The sequence below is a fragment of the Pedobacter metabolipauper genome (assembly GCF_004362715.1).
In the GTDB taxonomy this organism is placed as follows: Bacteria; Bacteroidota; Bacteroidia; order Sphingobacteriales; family Sphingobacteriaceae; genus Pedobacter; species Pedobacter metabolipauper.
Window position 1 is genome coordinate 418,531 of the sequence record NZ_SNYC01000003.1, and the last position, 16,257, is coordinate 434,787.

Consider the following 16,257-nt stretch of genomic DNA (forward strand, 5'->3'; position numbering starts at 1 on the left):
CTTATTCTCGTAATTTTTGTATTTTCCTGACGTTCTCAGTTTTTATAGTGGTCATGTTATCCTCCTGGACGGACGATGATGAGGTGCCGAAAGGGGAGTACAAGTTTGTTTATCCTGCTTATTTTGGAAACCGCATCCAGCAGGCTGAGGATAATCCCGCAACCAATGCAGGGGTCTATTTAGGTCGAAGGCTTTTTTATGAAGCCCGCTTATCAGCAAATAATTCATTGTCCTGCGGAAGCTGTCACATGCAGGAGAAAGCCTTTACCGATGGCCAAAAATTAAGTAGGGGTGTTGATGGTACTTTTTCTGACCGCAATGCGATGGCGCTTGTAAACCTGCTGTGGGCCAGGAAATTATTTTGGGACGGCCGCTCTGCATCTCTGGAAGGGCAGGCCAGTGTTCCTATGATCAACCCCCATGAAATGGGGCAGTCGCTTTCTGCCTCGGCAAAGAAACTGCAGGAAACGAGTTATTATCCACAGTTATTTAAGCAGGTATATGGTGATGAGCAGGTTACCGGAAAACGCATCGTAATGGCACTTGCGCAGTTTGAACGCACGTTAATTTCTGCGAATTCCCGTTATGACCGCTATCTGGAAAGCGTTGAGAACGTTGAGAACGTTAAGAACATTGAGAACTCCAAACGCATTGATAAGATTAAGTCCATTGAGAGAGTAAATAATGGCGACAACGTTGATAAAATTATCAAGAACGCCAATCTCTCTGCGGAGGAAATGCGGGGAATGCTCTTGTTTAATACCGCTCCTGATCCGGAAAAGGGAATCCGGGGCGCCAACTGCGCCCATTGTCATGGCGGTCCAAAGAACTATTTGGAACTTTTTCACAATAACGGTCTGGATCTTCGTTCTAAAGATGCCGGCATCGCCTTGCTTACAGGGCAGAAAACCGACCATGGGAGATTTAAAGTGCCTACCTTGCGAAATATAGAATTGACTGCTCCTTATATGCACGACGGAAGGTTTAACACGCTTGAAGAAGTTATTGAACATTATAGCGAGCATATGGAGCAGCCGGAATCACTAAGTGCCTTTTTACAGCACGAATCAAATATTAAAGGAGGGACTTCCTTAAAATTAAGATCCAACGAAAAGAAAGAACTGATTGCCTTTTTAAAAACCCTTACGGATTCAACCTTTATTGCTGACCCCAGGTTTTCGAATCCTTTTTTAACTGCAAAAACAAGTACAAAATGAGAAAATATCTATTTATAGCGTTGATCGGATTGTTTCAGATGGCCGTTAGTCCGGACGCTGCAAGCGCACAGGCATTAACTGAACCTGGTGTTAAGATTACCGGAGAGGTTACTGCAGCTCAGACCATTCATGCTGCAGATTTGAAACAGTTTAAACAGGTTACTGTGATCCGAAAAGACCGCGATGGTAAGGATCATACGTATTCTGGTGTTAAGCTATTTGATCTGTTATTGAAAGCCGGAGTAACACTCGGAAAGGATCTTCGGGGTGAAAATCTGACCAAATTTGCGCTGATTGAGGCCAGTGATGGTTACCAGGTTATCTTTACGCTTGCAGAACTGGACAGTGAATTTACAGACCGTGCCATTATTCTTGCTGATAGGGTGGATAACCAATTGCTTCCGGTTGCTGATGGTCCTTTCCGGATCATTGTTCAGGATGAGAAAAAACCAGCCAGATGCATTAAACAGGTTACTGCAATTAAGATTGCTTTTGCTAAATAAGATGCTGCCTTGTAAGGATTATAAAGCCAACAGGTTGATATCATTAAAATAAAATGGATGAAATTTAAAGGCAATAATGCACTGCTAATGTTAAAAGAATTAAAGATTATTTGCCTCGGTATTTTTTGCTGCCTGATTTTTCATGGCCAGCTGTATGCACAGACCTTGAGGATTGCTGTTGCTGCCAATGCCCAGGGCGTAATCAAAAAGCTTCAGGCTGATTTTAAAAAGCGTACCGGTATTGAAACGGAGGCCATCATAGGTGCGTCGGGTAAATTGACGGCCCAGATTATGAATGGTGCACCTTATGACGTATTTCTCTCTGCAGATACTGAATTTCCCGAGAAATTGTTTGCTGCCGGTTTCGGACTTAAAAAGCCAAAGATCTATGCCTTAGGCAGTCTGATTATTTGTGGAAATATACGTGGAGACATCAGCAACTGGAAAAAACTGATCATTAGTGATCAGGCTAAGAAGGTAGCCATTGCCAATCCGAAAACGGCTCCTTACGGAAAAGCTGCAGAAGAAGCCCTTCGGTTTTACAGTTTAATGGATCAGGTGAAATCCAGGCTTGTTTATGGTGAAAGTATTTCGCAGGTAAACACCTACTTGCAGACCGGCACCGTAAGTATTGGTTTTACAACAGAAGCCTTTCTTTATGAAAACAACAATAAATCTCTTAAATGGGCAAGGATAGATAAAGAAAGTTATGACGAGATTGCACAGGGAGCCATTCTGCTGGCTTACGCCAAAAAGGGAAAGCTTACAGCGGCATCCAAATTCTTCGACTACCTGTCTACCGATGCGGCAAGAAAAATTATCAGCAGCAGCGGATATCATGTACCTCTAAACCCGAAAAAATAGTATGGATCTGGAACCGATTTGGCTGAGTATAAAGCTTGCCCTGCTGACCACCTTTATTTTACTGCTGATCGGAATTCCAATTGCTTACTGGCTATCCCGTAAGCAAACCTTACCTAAATTGGTTATTGAGGCTTTTATTACCATGCCGCTGGTACTGCCCCCGTCTGTACTCGGCTTTTATTTGTTACTGGCCTTTAGCGCGAATAATGCGCTGGGCAGATGGCTGCATGAACATTTTAATGTCCAGCTGGTCTTCTCTTTCGAAGGACTGGTCATCGCTTCGCTGATCTACAGCCTTCCCTTTATGATCAGCCCGGTTAAAGCTGCTTTTGGACACTTGCCAAAATCCATTGCTGAAGCTTCTTATACAATGGGTAAATCACGAATGCAGACCTTTTTTTATGTTTTACTGCCCAACATCAGGTCTTCTGTATTTACTGCTGCGGTGCTTACGTTTGCACATACCCTGGGTGAGTTTGGTGTGGTGCTGATGATTGGCGGCAATATTCCTGGTGTAACCAAAGTGGCGTCTATTGCTATTTATGATGCGGTGGAAGAAATGGATTACGCAGCTGCAAATGATTACGCACTCATCCTGTTTGCGATCACCTTTATCATTGTATTGGCTGTATTTATATTCAATAGAAACGCCGTAAAAAGTCCTTTCGAATGATAGAGATCAATATCAATAAGCAAATTAAAACCTATAAAGGCGTTCTTGAACTGAAGATAAATACAACATTTCAATCTCAGTCTGTTACGCGGATCTCTGGTCCGTCAGGTGCAGGCAAAACGACACTGCTGAAGATCCTTGCTGGCTTGATTACTCCGGAAGCGGGGATGATCCGGGTGGACGGTTCGGTATGGTTTGATTCAGTAAAGAAGTACTCAAAACACACGCAGGAGCGGAAAGTTGGCTTTGTGTTTCAGGACTACGCGCTTTTTCCGAACATGACTGTTGAGCAGCACCTGCGTTATGGGACGGATGATCTGGCTTATATCCGTGAACTGTTATCAATAGGAGAAATGGAACCGTTGATAAAAAACTATCCGAGGCAGCTTTCTGGCGGCCAGCAGCAGCGTCTTGCAATTTTGAGGGCGCTATGTACCAAACCAGGCTTATTGCTGATGGATGAGCCTTTTTCTGCGCTCGATCAGCAGCTAAAGACCAAAATGACAGGCAGTTTGAAAACGTTGTTTTCAGCGCAGGAAACTACCGTTCTTTTAGTGACCCATAATGAGCATGAAATGAGCGAAGTTTCTGATCTGTCTTTTGAAATGGAATAACAGGAAAATTAAAATCGGCATCATAAAATAATTACATTTGTTATTGGTGTGATTTGACATTTAGTGCAGATCACGCAGCATTGTTTTAATTATGGTAACTGAAAGTACAGAACAGTTTCTTTCCGGCGGTGGAGAGATGGGTAAGTTGATCCGCTCGATGGATTGGTCAAAAACAGCATTAGGACCAATAGAATTCTGGCCGCAAAGCTTACGGACTTCCGTGAGTTTGTGTTTATCTTCTACCTTTCCAATCCTCATAGCCTGGGGACCTGAAACCATTCAAATCTATAACGACAGTTACCGGCCAATATGCGGGGCGATGCATCCGGACTCTATGGGGCAGAATTTCAGGATTTGCTGGGAATCTGCACTGGAAGTAGTGGGTGATAAGTTTACACGCGGGCAACAGGGGGAAGGTACTTATATTACCGATCAGCAGATGTTCCTGTTCCGGTATGGTTACCTGGAAGAGGCCTTTATGACCTTTTCATTTGCTCCTATACGTGATGAGTCTGGTGGAATAGGTGGTATTTTTCATCCCATTACGGAAACGACAGACAAAATGCTCAGTGCCAGACGTACCCAATTGTTGAGGGATCTGGGTGCAGCAATGGGTAAAGCGAAGACGATTGAAGAAATCGGGATTCAGACTGCAGATAAATTTGCAGGCTTTGTGGGCGATTTGCCTTTCCTGCTTTTTTACAGATATAATCCTGAAACAAATACTGCGGTGTTGATTAGTTCTGAAGGTTTGGAAGAAGCCGGACAACTTGTACAGGTACAAATTGATTTGAACGCAGCACAACCCGGGTTTTGGCCACTGGCAGAATGTGTTAAGAGCGCTGAAGCCTATATTGTTGATGACTTGAAAGGCCTGTTTGGTGATTTTAGTTGTCTGCCTTACCCTGAAGCTCCGCAAAATGCGGTTTTACAGGCCATTTACTTGTCTGGCCAGCAGGAGCCTTTTGGGTTCCTGATTGCAGGTGTCAGCTCAAGAAGAGCATTGGATGAATCTTATCTTGGTTTTTATGACCTGCTCGGCAATACCTTTAATACCGCGGTATCTAATATTTATGCCTATGAACAGGAACAGAAACGTGCGCAGGCACTGGCTGAAATTGACCGGTCTAAGACCGCCTTTTTCAGTAATGTGAGCCATGAGTTTCGTACACCACTAACGCTGATGCTTGGCCCGCTGGAAGATGTTTTACGTCAAAATCCTGAGGCCGCGATTAAGGCACCTCTTGAAGAAACCCATAGAAATGCGCTTAGACTGCTTAAATTGGTCAACAACCTGCTGGACTACAGCAGGGTAGAAGCTGGTCGCGCTAAGGCTGCTTATCAGCTGGTTGACTTTTGCGAACTCAGTGCAGATCTTGCCAGCAGTTTCCGCTCTATCATTGAAACTGCCGGTATGAAACTGGATGTAAATTATGTACCATTTGATACTCCTGTTTATGCCGACCAGCAAATGTGGGAGAAGATTGTTTTGAACCTGCTGTCTAATGCCTTTAAGTATACATTGGAAGGAACGATCAGCGTTCATATGGAGCAGGAGGGAAAATGGGCGGTTTTAAGGGTGGAGGATACCGGTGTTGGTATTCCGGAAAAGGAATTACCCCACATGTTTGAACGTTTTCACCGGGTAGAGAATACGGCAGGGAGACCAAATGAAGGTACCGGGATTGGGCTTTCACTGGTCCATGAGCTTGTGCTGCTGCACGGTGGTAAGATCTCTGTAGAAAGCACGGAAGGAAAGGGAAGTACATTTACGGTAAAAATTCCTACAGGAAAAGCACATTTGTCTGCTGATCATATATTTAAAGAATTAAAGAACATCGGTTCGGAAGCGCTTAAGGATGCTTTTTTACTGGAAGCAGCTTCCCTGCTTCAGGATGAGCATGGCCATAAGCCAATAGAAATTTTGGAAGATGCCGGAGGTTCCGGCTATGCTATTGATTCTTCATTGGTTGGAGATAAACGCATTTTGATTGTGGATGACAATGCGGATATGCGCGCTTACCTCAGTCGCCTGCTTAGCCCTTACTTTACCATTGAGACCGCTGGAAATGGACTTCAGGCACTCGAAATGATTAAGGAGTCTAATCCTGACCTCGTATTGAGTGACATCATGATGCCGGTGATGAATGGCAAGGAAATGCTTGGACACATTCGAAGTATGCACAGGACAGCAAGGCTGCCTGTAATTTTCCTGTCTGCCAGGGCTGGTGAAGAAGCCCGAATTGACGGGCTTGAAGCCGGTGCTGATGATTATCTTGTAAAGCCTTTTTCTGCTACTGAACTGCTGACCAAGATTAAAACCCAGATTAAAATAAGTGACACGCGCAACCACGCGGAAAGGCAGCTCCGCAAATTTTTTAGTGAAGCTCCTGTTGCTATAGCCCTTTATCGTGGCCCGGATCACATTATTGAAATGGCCAATGACCAAATGCTGCAATACTGGGGAAGAACGGAATCGGAAATTATCGGCAATCGCTTAGCAGATGCGGTTCCGGAACTGGAAGCCCAGGGCTTTGTAGCGATTATGGACAAGATTTTCCAGACGGGTGAACGGTTTGTATCCGGAGAAATACCTGTTCAGCTTTTCCGGAATGGAAAAACCGAGACCAGCTTTATGAACTTAACGGTAGAAGCGCTACTGGATGAGCATAACCGGATTACGGGTATGACCGCCGTTGCAGCTGATATTACAGAGCAGGTGAATGCGCGCATTGAACTGCAGAAAGCAAAGGATACATTGGAACTGGCAATGGACGCATCAGGAATGGGAATCTGGCAGCGAAATATAAAGACGGGAAGTTTGAAACTATCTGAAAAGGCGAGGATCATCCACGGTATTCCTGTAGAAATTGACCATACCTATCTTTCAAGTTCTGAGATGATTATATCTGAGCACAGGGAAAGGGTATTGAATTCTATAGAAACAGCTATAAAAAATAACGAGGGCTTTAGCGAAGATTATCAAATTGCTCCCATGGATGGCGGTAAGCTGAAATGGCTGAATACAACAGGAAAAATAGAGGTGGATGAAAATGGCGATCCTGTGTCTGTGATTGGTACCATTTTAGACATTACTGAATCAAAAGAAGATGCACTTAGGAAGGATGACTTTATTGGGATGGTTAGCCATGAACTAAAAACCCCATTAACCAGTTTAAATGGTTATGCACAGCTGCTGGAACGGAATGCGAAAAAAGGCGAAGATCAGTTTGCACAGCGTGCTCTGGAAAAAGTGGTCGGGCAGATCAAAAAGATGAGTAATATGATCAATGGCTTTCTCAATGTATCCCGGTTGGAATCTGGTAAAATAAATCTGGACAAACAACCCTTTGAGTTTAATGAATTGGTTGCAGAGGTTATGGAAGAGGTATCATCTATTTCTTCAGGCCATGAAATCCAATTTGTACCTGGTGTTGAAATTAACCTGGTAGCGGACCGTGATAAAATTGGATCAGTGATCTCCAACCTGCTCAGTAATTCTGTAAAGTACGCCAGGGAGAAAACGCCAATTGTGATCAGTTGCATCTTGGATAATCATAAAGTTGTACTGAGCGTAACAGACCAGGGAATGGGAATTAGTCCTTCAGATGTTGAACGGCTTTTTGACAGATATTACCGCGTAGAAAATGCAGGAACGAAAAATATCTCAGGATTTGGTATCGGATTGTACTTGTCTGCTGAGATCATTCGGCGCCATAACGGAAAAATTTCGGTACAGAGCGAAGTTGGTAAAGGTTCTGTATTTCAAATTGAAATACCCTTAATATAACTGGAAAAGTTTAGAAAAATATCTGGATTTCTTATAAAAGAATAGCGGGGCTGAATCTGGCGATCCACTCCCCGCTTTCTAAATTAACGCTCTCATCTATATAAACGGAAAAGCAGGAAAAAGGTTTTTATTTTTTTATTTTATTTCTGGCTAAAGCTAATCATCCAGAAAATGGCATACTTGTCTTTAAAGCTTCCAAAGTAATCGCCCCAAAACATATCTTCCATCGGCATTTCAATGGTGCCGCCTTCGGATAGGCCATCAAACAGGCGTTTCGCTTCTTCGCGGCTGTCTGGATGGAGGCACAAATGGGTGGTGTTGCCTTTAACTAGTTGATGTCCGAAGGATGGTAAAATGTCTGAAGCCATCAGAATGGTATTTGGACCAATTGGCAGCGCAATGTGCATGATTCTTTCTTTTTCATTGTCGGTTAGATTTTCTGTGCCAGGACTTTCGCCTACTTTTTTTACCATCGTAAATTCACCTCCAAATATAGATTTGTAGAAATTGAATGCTTCTTCAGCCTGACCGTCGAAGTTTAGATAAGGATTTATTATAACCATAATCTGTTTTATTTTGATTACCCTAAATTAGGAAATGTATCCTGGTGTCGTGGTGTGTACTTGCGACAAATAGCAGGGTGTAACGGGACTATTCTTCAACAAAAGATTAGGATAATTTAATTTTGTTCATTTTTATAGGTGATTTCAGAAATTTTTTCGCTAAAAATGATTAATGTTCTTTCAATTTTAATGGTTAAGGTTTAATTTTTCTAATTTTCGCCTCATGAAAATCTTTGATCACGTTTCGGGGAGTTATCTTGACCATCAAGGCGCAAGAATTTACTACGAAGTTGCTGGCAATCCGGATGGTCCGGTTCTTTTAGTTATCCATGGCGGCTTTGGTCACCTCAGAAATTTCAATTACATTATTCCTGAATTATTTAGCCACTATAAGGTGATCGGAATGGATACCCGGGGGCATGGGAAATCTACTTGTGGCGGTAATGGGTTGAGTTACGAGCTGATTCAGCAGGATGCAGAAAAGATCATTGCACTCCTTGAGGTTAAAACCTTATGTATTATGGGCTTTAATGATGGAGGTACTGTTGCGTACCGTTTGGCTGCCAAAGCCAAATTGTTTACTGTAGAAAAGATAGTGACCATTAGTTCGCGCTGGCGATTAAAAGATGCGGAAGACTGTGAAGAGTTGCTTAGAGGGATTAACTCTGGTGATTATAAGTCTAAATTTCCAGGTATCTATGATTTGTACCAGTTACAGAACCCGGAACCCGATTTTGAATCTTTTGCGGAAGACCTGATCCGGATGTGGTTTGATGCGGAACCCAGCGGATATCCGGACGAAAACGTGAATGCAATCGGTTGCCCTTTACTCATGATCAGGGGAGAGAAAGATCTTATATTGACACAGGAAAGCGGATCGGAACTGGTTGCCCTGCTAAAAAATGGAAAGCTGGTCAGCATTCCATCTGCCGGCCACCAGGTATTTAGCGACCAGCCAGAGTTGTTTAATAACGTCGTATATGATTTTTTACGTCCGGCACCTTTATCTAATAGGGTTGTTCAGTCCTAATGATCTGTTTGGATTTATTTATTTTGGGTTAATGCTACTGGCGCATCTAAAACCAAGATTGTTGCTGGCACTGCTTACTTCTCCTTTGCCGCGGCTGCCAGAGATATACCGTTCACAATAATCCGGATTACATAGAAATGAGGCACCCCGCTGTACGCGTTTAACCATTCCTGGCTCTTCCGGGTCATAACTCTCAGCCGGCCCCTTTGGGTTGTTTGCGGGACTGACCGCATAATAATCCGGCCGGTAAAAATCTGAACACCATTCCCAAACATTACCATCCATATCGTAAAGACCGTATGCATTGGCTGGAAAGGATTTGACCGGTGCGGCACCAATAAAGCCATCTTCGCCGGTATTGGTAACCGGGAATTTTCCCTGGTAAATATTTGCCTGCCAGCGCCCGCCGGGTTTTAATGCATCACCCCAATAATATTTGCGGCCTGCTTGTTTTGCCCGTGCAGCATATTCCCATTCTGCTTCTGTAGGCAAACGTTTTCCTGCCCATTTGGCGTAGGCTTCGGCATCTTCATAAGATACATGAACTACCGGCTCTTGTTCTTTTCCTTGGATACTGCTTTGTGGTCCGGATGGATGTTTCCAGTCTGCACCGTTAACATATTGCCACCATTGCAGGTAATTGTCCAGGTTAACGCTCTTTTTAGGAGGTGTGAATACTGCCGAACCTGGTTTTAGTTTATCCGCAGGCACACCAGGATAGTCTGCCGGGTTTAATGGTCTTTCCGCAACGGTTTGGTAACCTGTGCTTTTTACAAACCGGCTAAACTGCGCATTGGTTACTTCATGCTCATCGATCCAGAAATCGTTTACCGTTACCTTATGGATTGGCTGGGCATCTGTAAAATCTGCACTGCCCATTTGGAAGGTGCCGCCTTTGATGTGCTTCATGGATACGCCATCAGACCCATTTGCGGTTAGGGTATCTTTGACATCAAATATAGCCCTTGCGCGGGACGGCATTCCGTCTGACGCACAAACAGCCACTTTAGCATTTAACTTTGCATTGTCTTCCTTTTTTTTTGACGTGCAGGAAGACACTGCGATCAGCAGGCTGAAAACTATTGCGGTATGTTTTTGATTAAAGAAGGACTCCATTAAAACAAATATAAGAACCCAATGATTAAAAGCGGTTAACAGGGATCAGATTTATGGTAAATACTCATTTCTGCAATATATTTTAATCTTGTCAAAATGTTGATAATGAGATCAAAACAAAGTTTTTTTTATGTAGAGAATAGGTGATATATTTATGTAATATAGAGCCTGCTAAACCTATTCTTTATGATCAATACGTACATTACACAACAAATAAATACACGCTATCGTGTAAATACGCTGAAATTAAGTAGTGTTCATGAGGATGATGCTTCAGGTTCCTATACGTATGCACATTACTTAAAATGGGATTTGGTAGCGCGGGCAGAACTGATTCGGGGTAAACGCTATAAAATGAACGGTACGGCTTCCTTACATCAGCGGGTTTCAAGAGAAATAAATTGGGAATTATATAATTATTTAGCCAATAAACCTTATGAACTTTTTGCCGCACCATTTGATGTGCGCCTTTGCGGTAAATCTGATTCAGACCAGGAGATCCTTACCGTTGTACAGCCTGATCTCTGTATTATTGGTGATCCCTGTAAAGTAGATGAAAAGGGTTGCCTTGGTGCTCCGGATATTATTATCGAGATCTTATCAGCCGGCCATATGAAGCACGATCTGCAGGTTAAATACAAACTATACCAGGAGTTTAAGGTTCCTGAATATTGGATCATTAATCCTTTTAAAAGCTCCCTGTTAAAGTACAGCCTTAAAAAGAACGGGTTATATGATGCCGGGCAGCTGTACACCATGGTTGATGTATTCAAATCCGATCTCCTTCCGGGTTTTAGCTTAAACCTGCAGCAGATATTTAGCAGGGTTAAGCATTAGCCTTTTATGGTTTAGAATTTCTTTCTTAATTCTTTTATCGCCAGTCTGATTTTAGTTTTGATGGTACCCAGTGGAATATTTAGCATTTCTGAAACTTCAACCTGGGTATATCCCTTAAAATAAACAAGATCAAGGATCTGAAAATGATCCGGACTGAGTACTTTAACCAGATCTTTGATGCCAATGGTATCTGTATTAAATACGACTTTCTTTTGCGCATTTATTTCTTCTGTATACCCGTTCAGGCTGATGTTGCTATTGGATCGTCTAAAGGACTTAGAGCGGTAAACATCGATGGCATGGTTGCGGGCTATGGTTGACATCCAGGTAAAGAGCTTGCTTTTATTTGGATCATAGGAACCAGCATTATTCCATATCTTAACAAATACTTCCTGTAAAACATCTTCGGCTTCTTCGTCGTCCAATAATCTAACGATCATACCGTATAAAGGAGCGGAATACCGATCGTAGATCGCTTTTAGCGCAATTTGATCCTGGTTTTTTAATGCAGCTACCAGTTTTTCTTCTGTACGGAACAGTTTGTAATATGATTTCAAGTTTCCCATCTTCGAACGTTTCAAGAGTTTATGATCTATATCGCAAATGCGAATAAATCTTAAATTACAATTGAGGTCGTAGGATACCTGAATAGAATAATTTTTTTATTGTTAGTTATTTTAAATAATTACTGATTCGAAGATAGTTGTATTTTATTAATATACAAAATAATTTTTCATTATTATATTCTATAATTTTGATATTATTAATATTATTTTAGGATAATTTGTTAAGATTTATTAATCTGTCATTTTGATCCATTCTTTGATTAGATGCTGTAAAGCCTCTTTTTTGACGGTTACATCGGCCACATCCTTTATGGTTATGATCTTTCTGCCATCTTTAGTATTAATTCCGGGTAAATTACCACTGTCTTTTATTTTTGCTCCGGTAGGGAAAACGAGTGTGATCTGATCGTTACGCAGGTTAAATACCACCAGGTCCCGCTTGTATGTTTTGGGGTCGAAAGGTTTCATATCACCGGTATAAAAATAGCTGGGACTATTCCATTTGATCCGCTCATCAATTAAGGGATCTGTATTTAAGATGAGCTGACGGATGGTTTCAATGATTGCCGCTAATTCCGGAGCCAGCTTTTTAATATATAGATCAACCCCTTCCGTATCATTGATATCTTTTGTCTTTACCATATATTCAGATTTTATGATTCGATAAAAATAAGAAATAGGAACAGGTAAAACAGTGGGTGGTTATGACAAGGATAGGGGCTGATCAGGACATTATCTGCTTCTGTTTGTGGCAATAATATACACCGCTTTGGTATTTCCTTTTATCGTTTTAACTTTTCCAAAAAGCCGGTCGCTGTCGAATTTATTGAAATAGGTAACTTTAACGCCTCCAACTGTTTTTACCTTTCCCTGTGGATCATGAATGTCAAACGTATTGTAATAGGTCAGTTTGATTGCGCCAATTGTTTTCAGGTTGCCGGGCTGATCATGGATATCAAATGTATTATAATAGGTAAACTTGATGTCTCCAATGGATTTGATATTGCCGGGCTTATCGTGAATGTCAAATGTACTGTAATAATCGATCTTTAGCTTTCCGATCGATTTAAGCTTTCCAGCTTTGTCTTTATCGAAGTCGCCATAGTATTCAAATTGTTTATCTCTTGAATAATCCACGTCGTTATATTCCCGGCCGTCATAAGTGTCTGCCGAAATTAGCTCTCCAGAGCCACTGATCATTACGACCGTATTGCTATCGATAACCAATTCTACCGATCGGATTCCCTTGCCATGATCTGAAATGATGAATTTGGCGCTGGTGATGCGCTGCGCTTTACCCAACAGGCTACAGCCTATTAATGCAAAAATTAGAAATGTGTGTTTCATATTTGTGTGTGTTTACTTAACCTGTACTAAGCTATATAAAAATTGAGCCGGTTTTTGCAGGTTCAATTAAAACCATAGAATTAATAAGTAACATTTTTAAAGCTGCTTCTTATTGAGGATTCTGAGTTCTGATTAAATAAGTACACTGCACACAGATTATTAATGATTATGTTTAGTTTAGAGAAATTTTACGCCAGGCTAATTTCTATGAAAAGATATTATACAGCGTTTACGCTTTTACAATCATAGATATATTGCCGCTTATTAATCACCTCATGTTAAAAACTTTAAAACCAAACTTTTCGACTTTAGATGGTATTCGCGGCATTGCTGCATTCTATGTTGTGATTAATCATTGCAGGGGACATTTATTAATTGGAGGGGGTGAATTAGCTAAAATAAAGCCTGTTGCTGAATGGACAATGCTGGAAAAAGTTTATTATACCCTATTGCAAGCTACCGCATTAGGATCTGAGTTTGTCATTTTATTCTTTGTATTGTCTGGCTTTTCTATTGCTTATTCACTTAGAAATCAACAGGCGTTAAAAAGCTTTTATTTAAAGCGTTTCATTAGGCTTTATCCGCCATATATAGCCGCACTAATTTGGGCCGCATTTACATATCATATGATTGATAAATATTTTCATGCGCTTAACGGGGAAAGTATTTCAGTCTTTGAGGACTTTAATACAACCATTAGAAATCTATTTTACATAACAACGGGTGATTATATTGGTCAATTTTGGTCCCTAATTCATGAGGTATTCTTCTACTTGCTGGTGCCATTTGCCTTACTGAAAAAGAGGTGGTATTATATAGCCTCTGTAGTGTTATATTTAGTCGGGATATTTATTCCTGTTGATTTCCAATACTTAAATAAGTTTACAGAATTTTTATTAAAATATAATATCTATTTCACGGTTGGGGTTTATCTGTACTACAATTATGACAGCTTTAAAAAGTATTTTTTGATATCAAAGAGCTATGTCTTTTACGGGATTTTGTGTTTCTTGTTCGGTTTAGAAGTCATTTTGAATTATCTTATTGATATCAATGAGATCAGCTTTTTTATCGCATCAATTGCATCAATTCTATTGATCGTTAATTTCCTGGAAAAGAACATCACCAATATGGTCATTCGAAAATTAGGCGAAATGAGTTATACAATTTATATTATCCATTTTGCAAGTATGTATATTTTCTATCTGATCCTGCTAAAAGTTGGGGTAACGAAAGATGTTGATAAGATTATGGTTTGGTGGGTATGGCCCACTGGCGTTGTATTCTGCCTGATTACAGCAATTCCTTTTTATTATCTAATTGAAAAAAACACCAAGAAGATACTTGAGTATTTGAGAAAGGATAAACAGAGCAGTTGATTTAATTTATTTCACTCAATTACGAGATGAAGATTTAACATCTTGTTCACATTGTAGTTTTAATTTTGGGGCATGCTTATAAACGGTAGGAATGATGAAGAGTTGGTTCAGCACTTAAAAGACGGAGATGCTGCTGCCTACGATTTACTGTACGAAAAGTACTGGAAAAAACTCTACATCCAGGCTGTTAACCGTATTAAGGATGAAGAAGCCGCAAAGGATATTATCCAATCGGTATTTATCAACCTTTGGGAGCGTAGAGAAAATATTAATATCAGCAGCAGCCTGGAGCAGTTCCTGTCCGGCGCTGTTAAATTACAAGTGCTTAATTTTTTCCGGACTGAAAAAGCGGAAGGCAAGTTAATGGACCATACGCTTCAAAAACTTGAAGCTGCATCTGTATCTATCCATGAGTTATCTGATTATCTGGATCTTGAACATTTGATTGATGCAGAAGTTAAAAAACTGCCCGAAAACATGAGGCATGCTTATTTGCTGCGCCATGAACTATTGTCCACTTCTGAGATTGCCCAAAAGCTGAATCTTGCTGAACAAACCGTCTCTAATCACATTTCTGAAGCCATGAGACGCATCAGAATGCGTGTTAAAGATAAATTCCCTGAACGTTCGATTAGTTAACAGAAGCTTAACAATTATTAAAAGTAGTTTCTGCCCTTAGCGGGTACTTGTATTAAAAGAAGTACTAGTTTTGAAAGCAGATCAGTTTAAAGAGTTATTAGCACGTTATGCCGCTGGAACGGCAAATGATAAAGACAGGAAGATTATTGACTCCTGGTACGACAGCTATGACGATGATACTGCTTTAACTGAATTTCAGGATGCTGGTCAGGAATCGATGATTAAAGCACAAATGCAGGAGATTATCCAGGCCAAACGTAATACTGAAATCTTTGCTCCGAAACTGTCTCTCAGACCCTATTATAAATATGCTGCCATTGTAACGCTGCTGATCCCTGCCTTATTCTTTTCAAGGTCTATTTTCAAAAGGACCGATGCCGTTAAAGAACTGCCGGATGCATTTGATGTCTATCTGACACACTATGGTGAATATAAAAAGTTAACGTTGCCTGACCATTCTGTGGTTCACTTAAACCCGAACACTACCCTGCGTATTTCACAATCTTTTGGGGACAGGATTCAAAGGAATGTATATCTGGACCAGGGTGAGGCTTTCTTTGAAGTAGCTAAAGATCCTGCCCATCCTTTTATTGTCCACACGGCAAAACTATATACCAAAGTACTGGGTACAAAATTCGCTGTGCACACACAGCCTAAGGGGCTTACAGAAGTTAGTGTGAGCGAGGGCAAGGTAGAAGTGGGTAACAGTAAAACTGTTTTCGACGCCTTACTGCCCGGTAAAAAGTTACGGTACTACTCAAATGATAACCATTGGAAGGTATCGGACTTTTCTACAAATGCACACAATCAATGGTTTGAACAGGTGGTTAACCTGGACCATGCCACCTTTGATGAACTGGCCAGCCGCATGAAGATCATCTACGGGGTACAACTTCGTACCAATGCCGCTAAAACGGATGCTTATATATACAATATGCAGATCCGCTCGTCGAGATCATTGGATAAAACCTTAAAGATAATCTGTTCAATTCACGAAAATAAATACAGGAGGACCAGTAATGAGGTAGTGATCTACTAAAATAAAAAAACCGGATCTGCAGCAGACCCGGCATGTAATTCAACAGAAATAGCTTGAGACCCTCTTCCGTTGGATCCTAA

Annotated in this window: 16 protein-coding genes; 11 read left to right on the forward strand and 5 right to left on the reverse strand. The window is 41.1% G+C overall.

Annotation, left to right across the window (positions count from 1 at the left end):
- Positions 1–53 precede the first annotated feature (53 nt).
- From ATK78_RS22955 to ATK78_RS01900, 6 genes are all read left to right on the forward strand, one after another.
- Complete coding sequence (locus ATK78_RS22955) at positions 54–1,217, forward strand: cytochrome-c peroxidase (protein WP_243732410.1); 1,164 nt, start codon at positions 54–56, stop codon at positions 1,215–1,217.
- Entirely contained in the window at positions 1,214–1,720 is a 507-nt protein-coding gene (locus ATK78_RS01880) for a molybdopterin-binding protein (protein WP_208112285.1), read from the forward strand. The genes ATK78_RS22955 and ATK78_RS01880 overlap by 4 nt, the downstream gene beginning before the upstream one ends.
- Before the next feature lie 57 nt (positions 1,721–1,777).
- Entirely contained in the window at positions 1,778–2,584 is an 807-nt protein-coding gene (gene modA, locus ATK78_RS01885) for a molybdate ABC transporter substrate-binding protein (RefSeq protein WP_243732411.1), read from the forward strand.
- A gap of 1 nt (position 2,585) precedes the next feature.
- Positions 2,586–3,257, forward strand: coding sequence for a molybdate ABC transporter permease subunit (modB, locus tag ATK78_RS01890; protein WP_133574356.1), 672 nt, complete (start codon positions 2,586–2,588; stop codon positions 3,255–3,257).
- Positions 3,254–3,871, forward strand: a complete 618-nt coding sequence (locus ATK78_RS01895; RefSeq protein ID WP_133574357.1) for a sulfate/molybdate ABC transporter ATP-binding protein — start codon at positions 3,254–3,256, stop codon at positions 3,869–3,871. Before modB ends, ATK78_RS01895 begins: the two co-directional genes overlap by 4 nt.
- A 91-nt stretch (positions 3,872–3,962) precedes the next feature.
- Entirely contained in the window at positions 3,963–7,661 is a 3,699-nt protein-coding gene (locus tag ATK78_RS01900; RefSeq protein ID WP_133574358.1) for an ATP-binding protein, read from the forward strand.
- A gap of 140 nt (positions 7,662–7,801) precedes the next feature.
- Here the strand turns inward: ATK78_RS01900 and ATK78_RS01905 are convergent, their stop codons facing one another.
- Positions 7,802–8,224, reverse strand: a complete 423-nt coding sequence (locus ATK78_RS01905) for a VOC family protein (protein ID WP_133574359.1) — start codon at positions 8,222–8,224, stop codon at positions 7,802–7,804.
- A 223-nt stretch (positions 8,225–8,447) separates the two neighbouring features.
- Between ATK78_RS01905 and ATK78_RS01910 the strand changes: the two genes are divergently transcribed.
- Positions 8,448–9,254: an alpha/beta fold hydrolase gene (locus ATK78_RS01910; RefSeq protein WP_133574360.1), complete on the forward strand. Its 807-nt coding sequence runs from the start codon at positions 8,448–8,450 to the stop codon at positions 9,252–9,254.
- 18 nt (positions 9,255–9,272) lie between these two features.
- On the opposite strand, the gene ATK78_RS01915 is transcribed toward ATK78_RS01910, so the two are convergent.
- Complete coding sequence (locus ATK78_RS01915; RefSeq protein ID WP_133574361.1) at positions 9,273–10,370, reverse strand: formylglycine-generating enzyme family protein; 1,098 nt, start codon at positions 10,368–10,370, stop codon at positions 9,273–9,275.
- A 186-nt stretch (positions 10,371–10,556) separates the two neighbouring features.
- Here ATK78_RS01915 and ATK78_RS01920 point away from each other — a divergent pair, with 186 nt between their 5' ends.
- On the forward strand, positions 10,557–11,207 hold the full coding sequence (locus ATK78_RS01920; protein WP_133574362.1) for a Uma2 family endonuclease: 651 nt from the start codon (positions 10,557–10,559) through the stop codon (positions 11,205–11,207).
- Between the two features lie 11 nt (positions 11,208–11,218).
- On the opposite strand, the gene ATK78_RS01925 is transcribed toward ATK78_RS01920, so the two are convergent.
- From ATK78_RS01925 to ATK78_RS01935, 3 genes are all read right to left on the reverse strand, one after another.
- Positions 11,219–11,773, reverse strand: coding sequence for an RNA polymerase sigma factor (locus tag ATK78_RS01925; protein ID WP_133574363.1), 555 nt, complete (start codon positions 11,771–11,773; stop codon positions 11,219–11,221).
- 231 nt (positions 11,774–12,004) lie between these two features.
- Positions 12,005–12,415 carry a DUF1801 domain-containing protein gene (locus tag ATK78_RS01930; protein WP_133574364.1) on the reverse strand — a complete coding sequence of 137 codons (411 nt, stop codon included), beginning with the start codon at positions 12,413–12,415 and terminating at the stop codon, positions 12,005–12,007.
- 90 nt (positions 12,416–12,505) lie between these two features.
- Positions 12,506–13,120, reverse strand: coding sequence for a hypothetical protein (locus ATK78_RS01935; RefSeq protein ID WP_133574365.1), 615 nt, complete (start codon positions 13,118–13,120; stop codon positions 12,506–12,508).
- A gap of 275 nt (positions 13,121–13,395) precedes the next feature.
- Here ATK78_RS01935 and ATK78_RS01940 point away from each other — a divergent pair, with 275 nt between their 5' ends.
- The 3 genes from ATK78_RS01940 (at position 13,396) to ATK78_RS01950 (ending at position 16,177) form a co-directional block, all read left to right on the forward strand.
- Entirely contained in the window at positions 13,396–14,499 is a 1,104-nt protein-coding gene (locus tag ATK78_RS01940; RefSeq protein ID WP_133574366.1) for an acyltransferase family protein, read from the forward strand.
- A gap of 72 nt (positions 14,500–14,571) precedes the next feature.
- Positions 14,572–15,138 carry an RNA polymerase sigma factor gene (locus ATK78_RS01945; RefSeq protein WP_133574367.1) on the forward strand — a complete coding sequence of 189 codons (567 nt, stop codon included), beginning with the start codon at positions 14,572–14,574 and terminating at the stop codon, positions 15,136–15,138.
- Positions 15,139–15,208: 70 nt separating this feature from the next.
- Positions 15,209–16,177, forward strand: a complete 969-nt coding sequence (locus ATK78_RS01950) for a FecR family protein (RefSeq protein ID WP_133574368.1) — start codon at positions 15,209–15,211, stop codon at positions 16,175–16,177.
- Positions 16,178–16,257 lie beyond the last annotated feature (80 nt).

Bases quoted from the DNA above. Each gene is read 5' to 3' on its own strand.
- ATK78_RS01920 (WP_133574362.1), top strand. From the start codon at position 10,557: ATGATCAATACGTACATTACACAACAAATAAATACACGCTATCGTGTA.
- modA (WP_243732411.1), top strand. From the start codon at position 1,778: ATGAAATTTAAAGGCAATAATGCACTGCTAATGTTAAAAGAATTAAAG.
- ATK78_RS01930 (WP_133574364.1), bottom strand. From the start codon at position 12,415: ATGGTAAAGACAAAAGATATCAATGATACGGAAGGGGTTGATCTATAT.
- ATK78_RS01940 (WP_133574366.1), top strand. From the start codon at position 13,396: ATGTTAAAAACTTTAAAACCAAACTTTTCGACTTTAGATGGTATTCGC.
- ATK78_RS01925 (WP_133574363.1), bottom strand. From the start codon at position 11,773: ATGGGAAACTTGAAATCATATTACAAACTGTTCCGTACAGAAGAAAAA.
- ATK78_RS22955 (WP_243732410.1), top strand. From the start codon at position 54: ATGTTATCCTCCTGGACGGACGATGATGAGGTGCCGAAAGGGGAGTAC.
- ATK78_RS01905 (WP_133574359.1), bottom strand. From the start codon at position 8,224: ATGGTTATAATAAATCCTTATCTAAACTTCGACGGTCAGGCTGAAGAA.
- ATK78_RS01945 (WP_133574367.1), top strand. From the start codon at position 14,572: ATGCTTATAAACGGTAGGAATGATGAAGAGTTGGTTCAGCACTTAAAA.
- modB (WP_133574356.1), top strand. From the start codon at position 2,586: ATGGATCTGGAACCGATTTGGCTGAGTATAAAGCTTGCCCTGCTGACC.
- ATK78_RS01895 (WP_133574357.1), top strand. From the start codon at position 3,254: ATGATAGAGATCAATATCAATAAGCAAATTAAAACCTATAAAGGCGTT.
- ATK78_RS01900 (WP_133574358.1), top strand. From the start codon at position 3,963: ATGGTAACTGAAAGTACAGAACAGTTTCTTTCCGGCGGTGGAGAGATG.
- ATK78_RS01935 (WP_133574365.1), bottom strand. From the start codon at position 13,120: ATGAAACACACATTTCTAATTTTTGCATTAATAGGCTGTAGCCTGTTG.
- ATK78_RS01915 (WP_133574361.1), bottom strand. From the start codon at position 10,370: ATGGAGTCCTTCTTTAATCAAAAACATACCGCAATAGTTTTCAGCCTG.
- ATK78_RS01880 (WP_208112285.1), top strand. From the start codon at position 1,214: ATGAGAAAATATCTATTTATAGCGTTGATCGGATTGTTTCAGATGGCC.
- ATK78_RS01910 (WP_133574360.1), top strand. From the start codon at position 8,448: ATGAAAATCTTTGATCACGTTTCGGGGAGTTATCTTGACCATCAAGGC.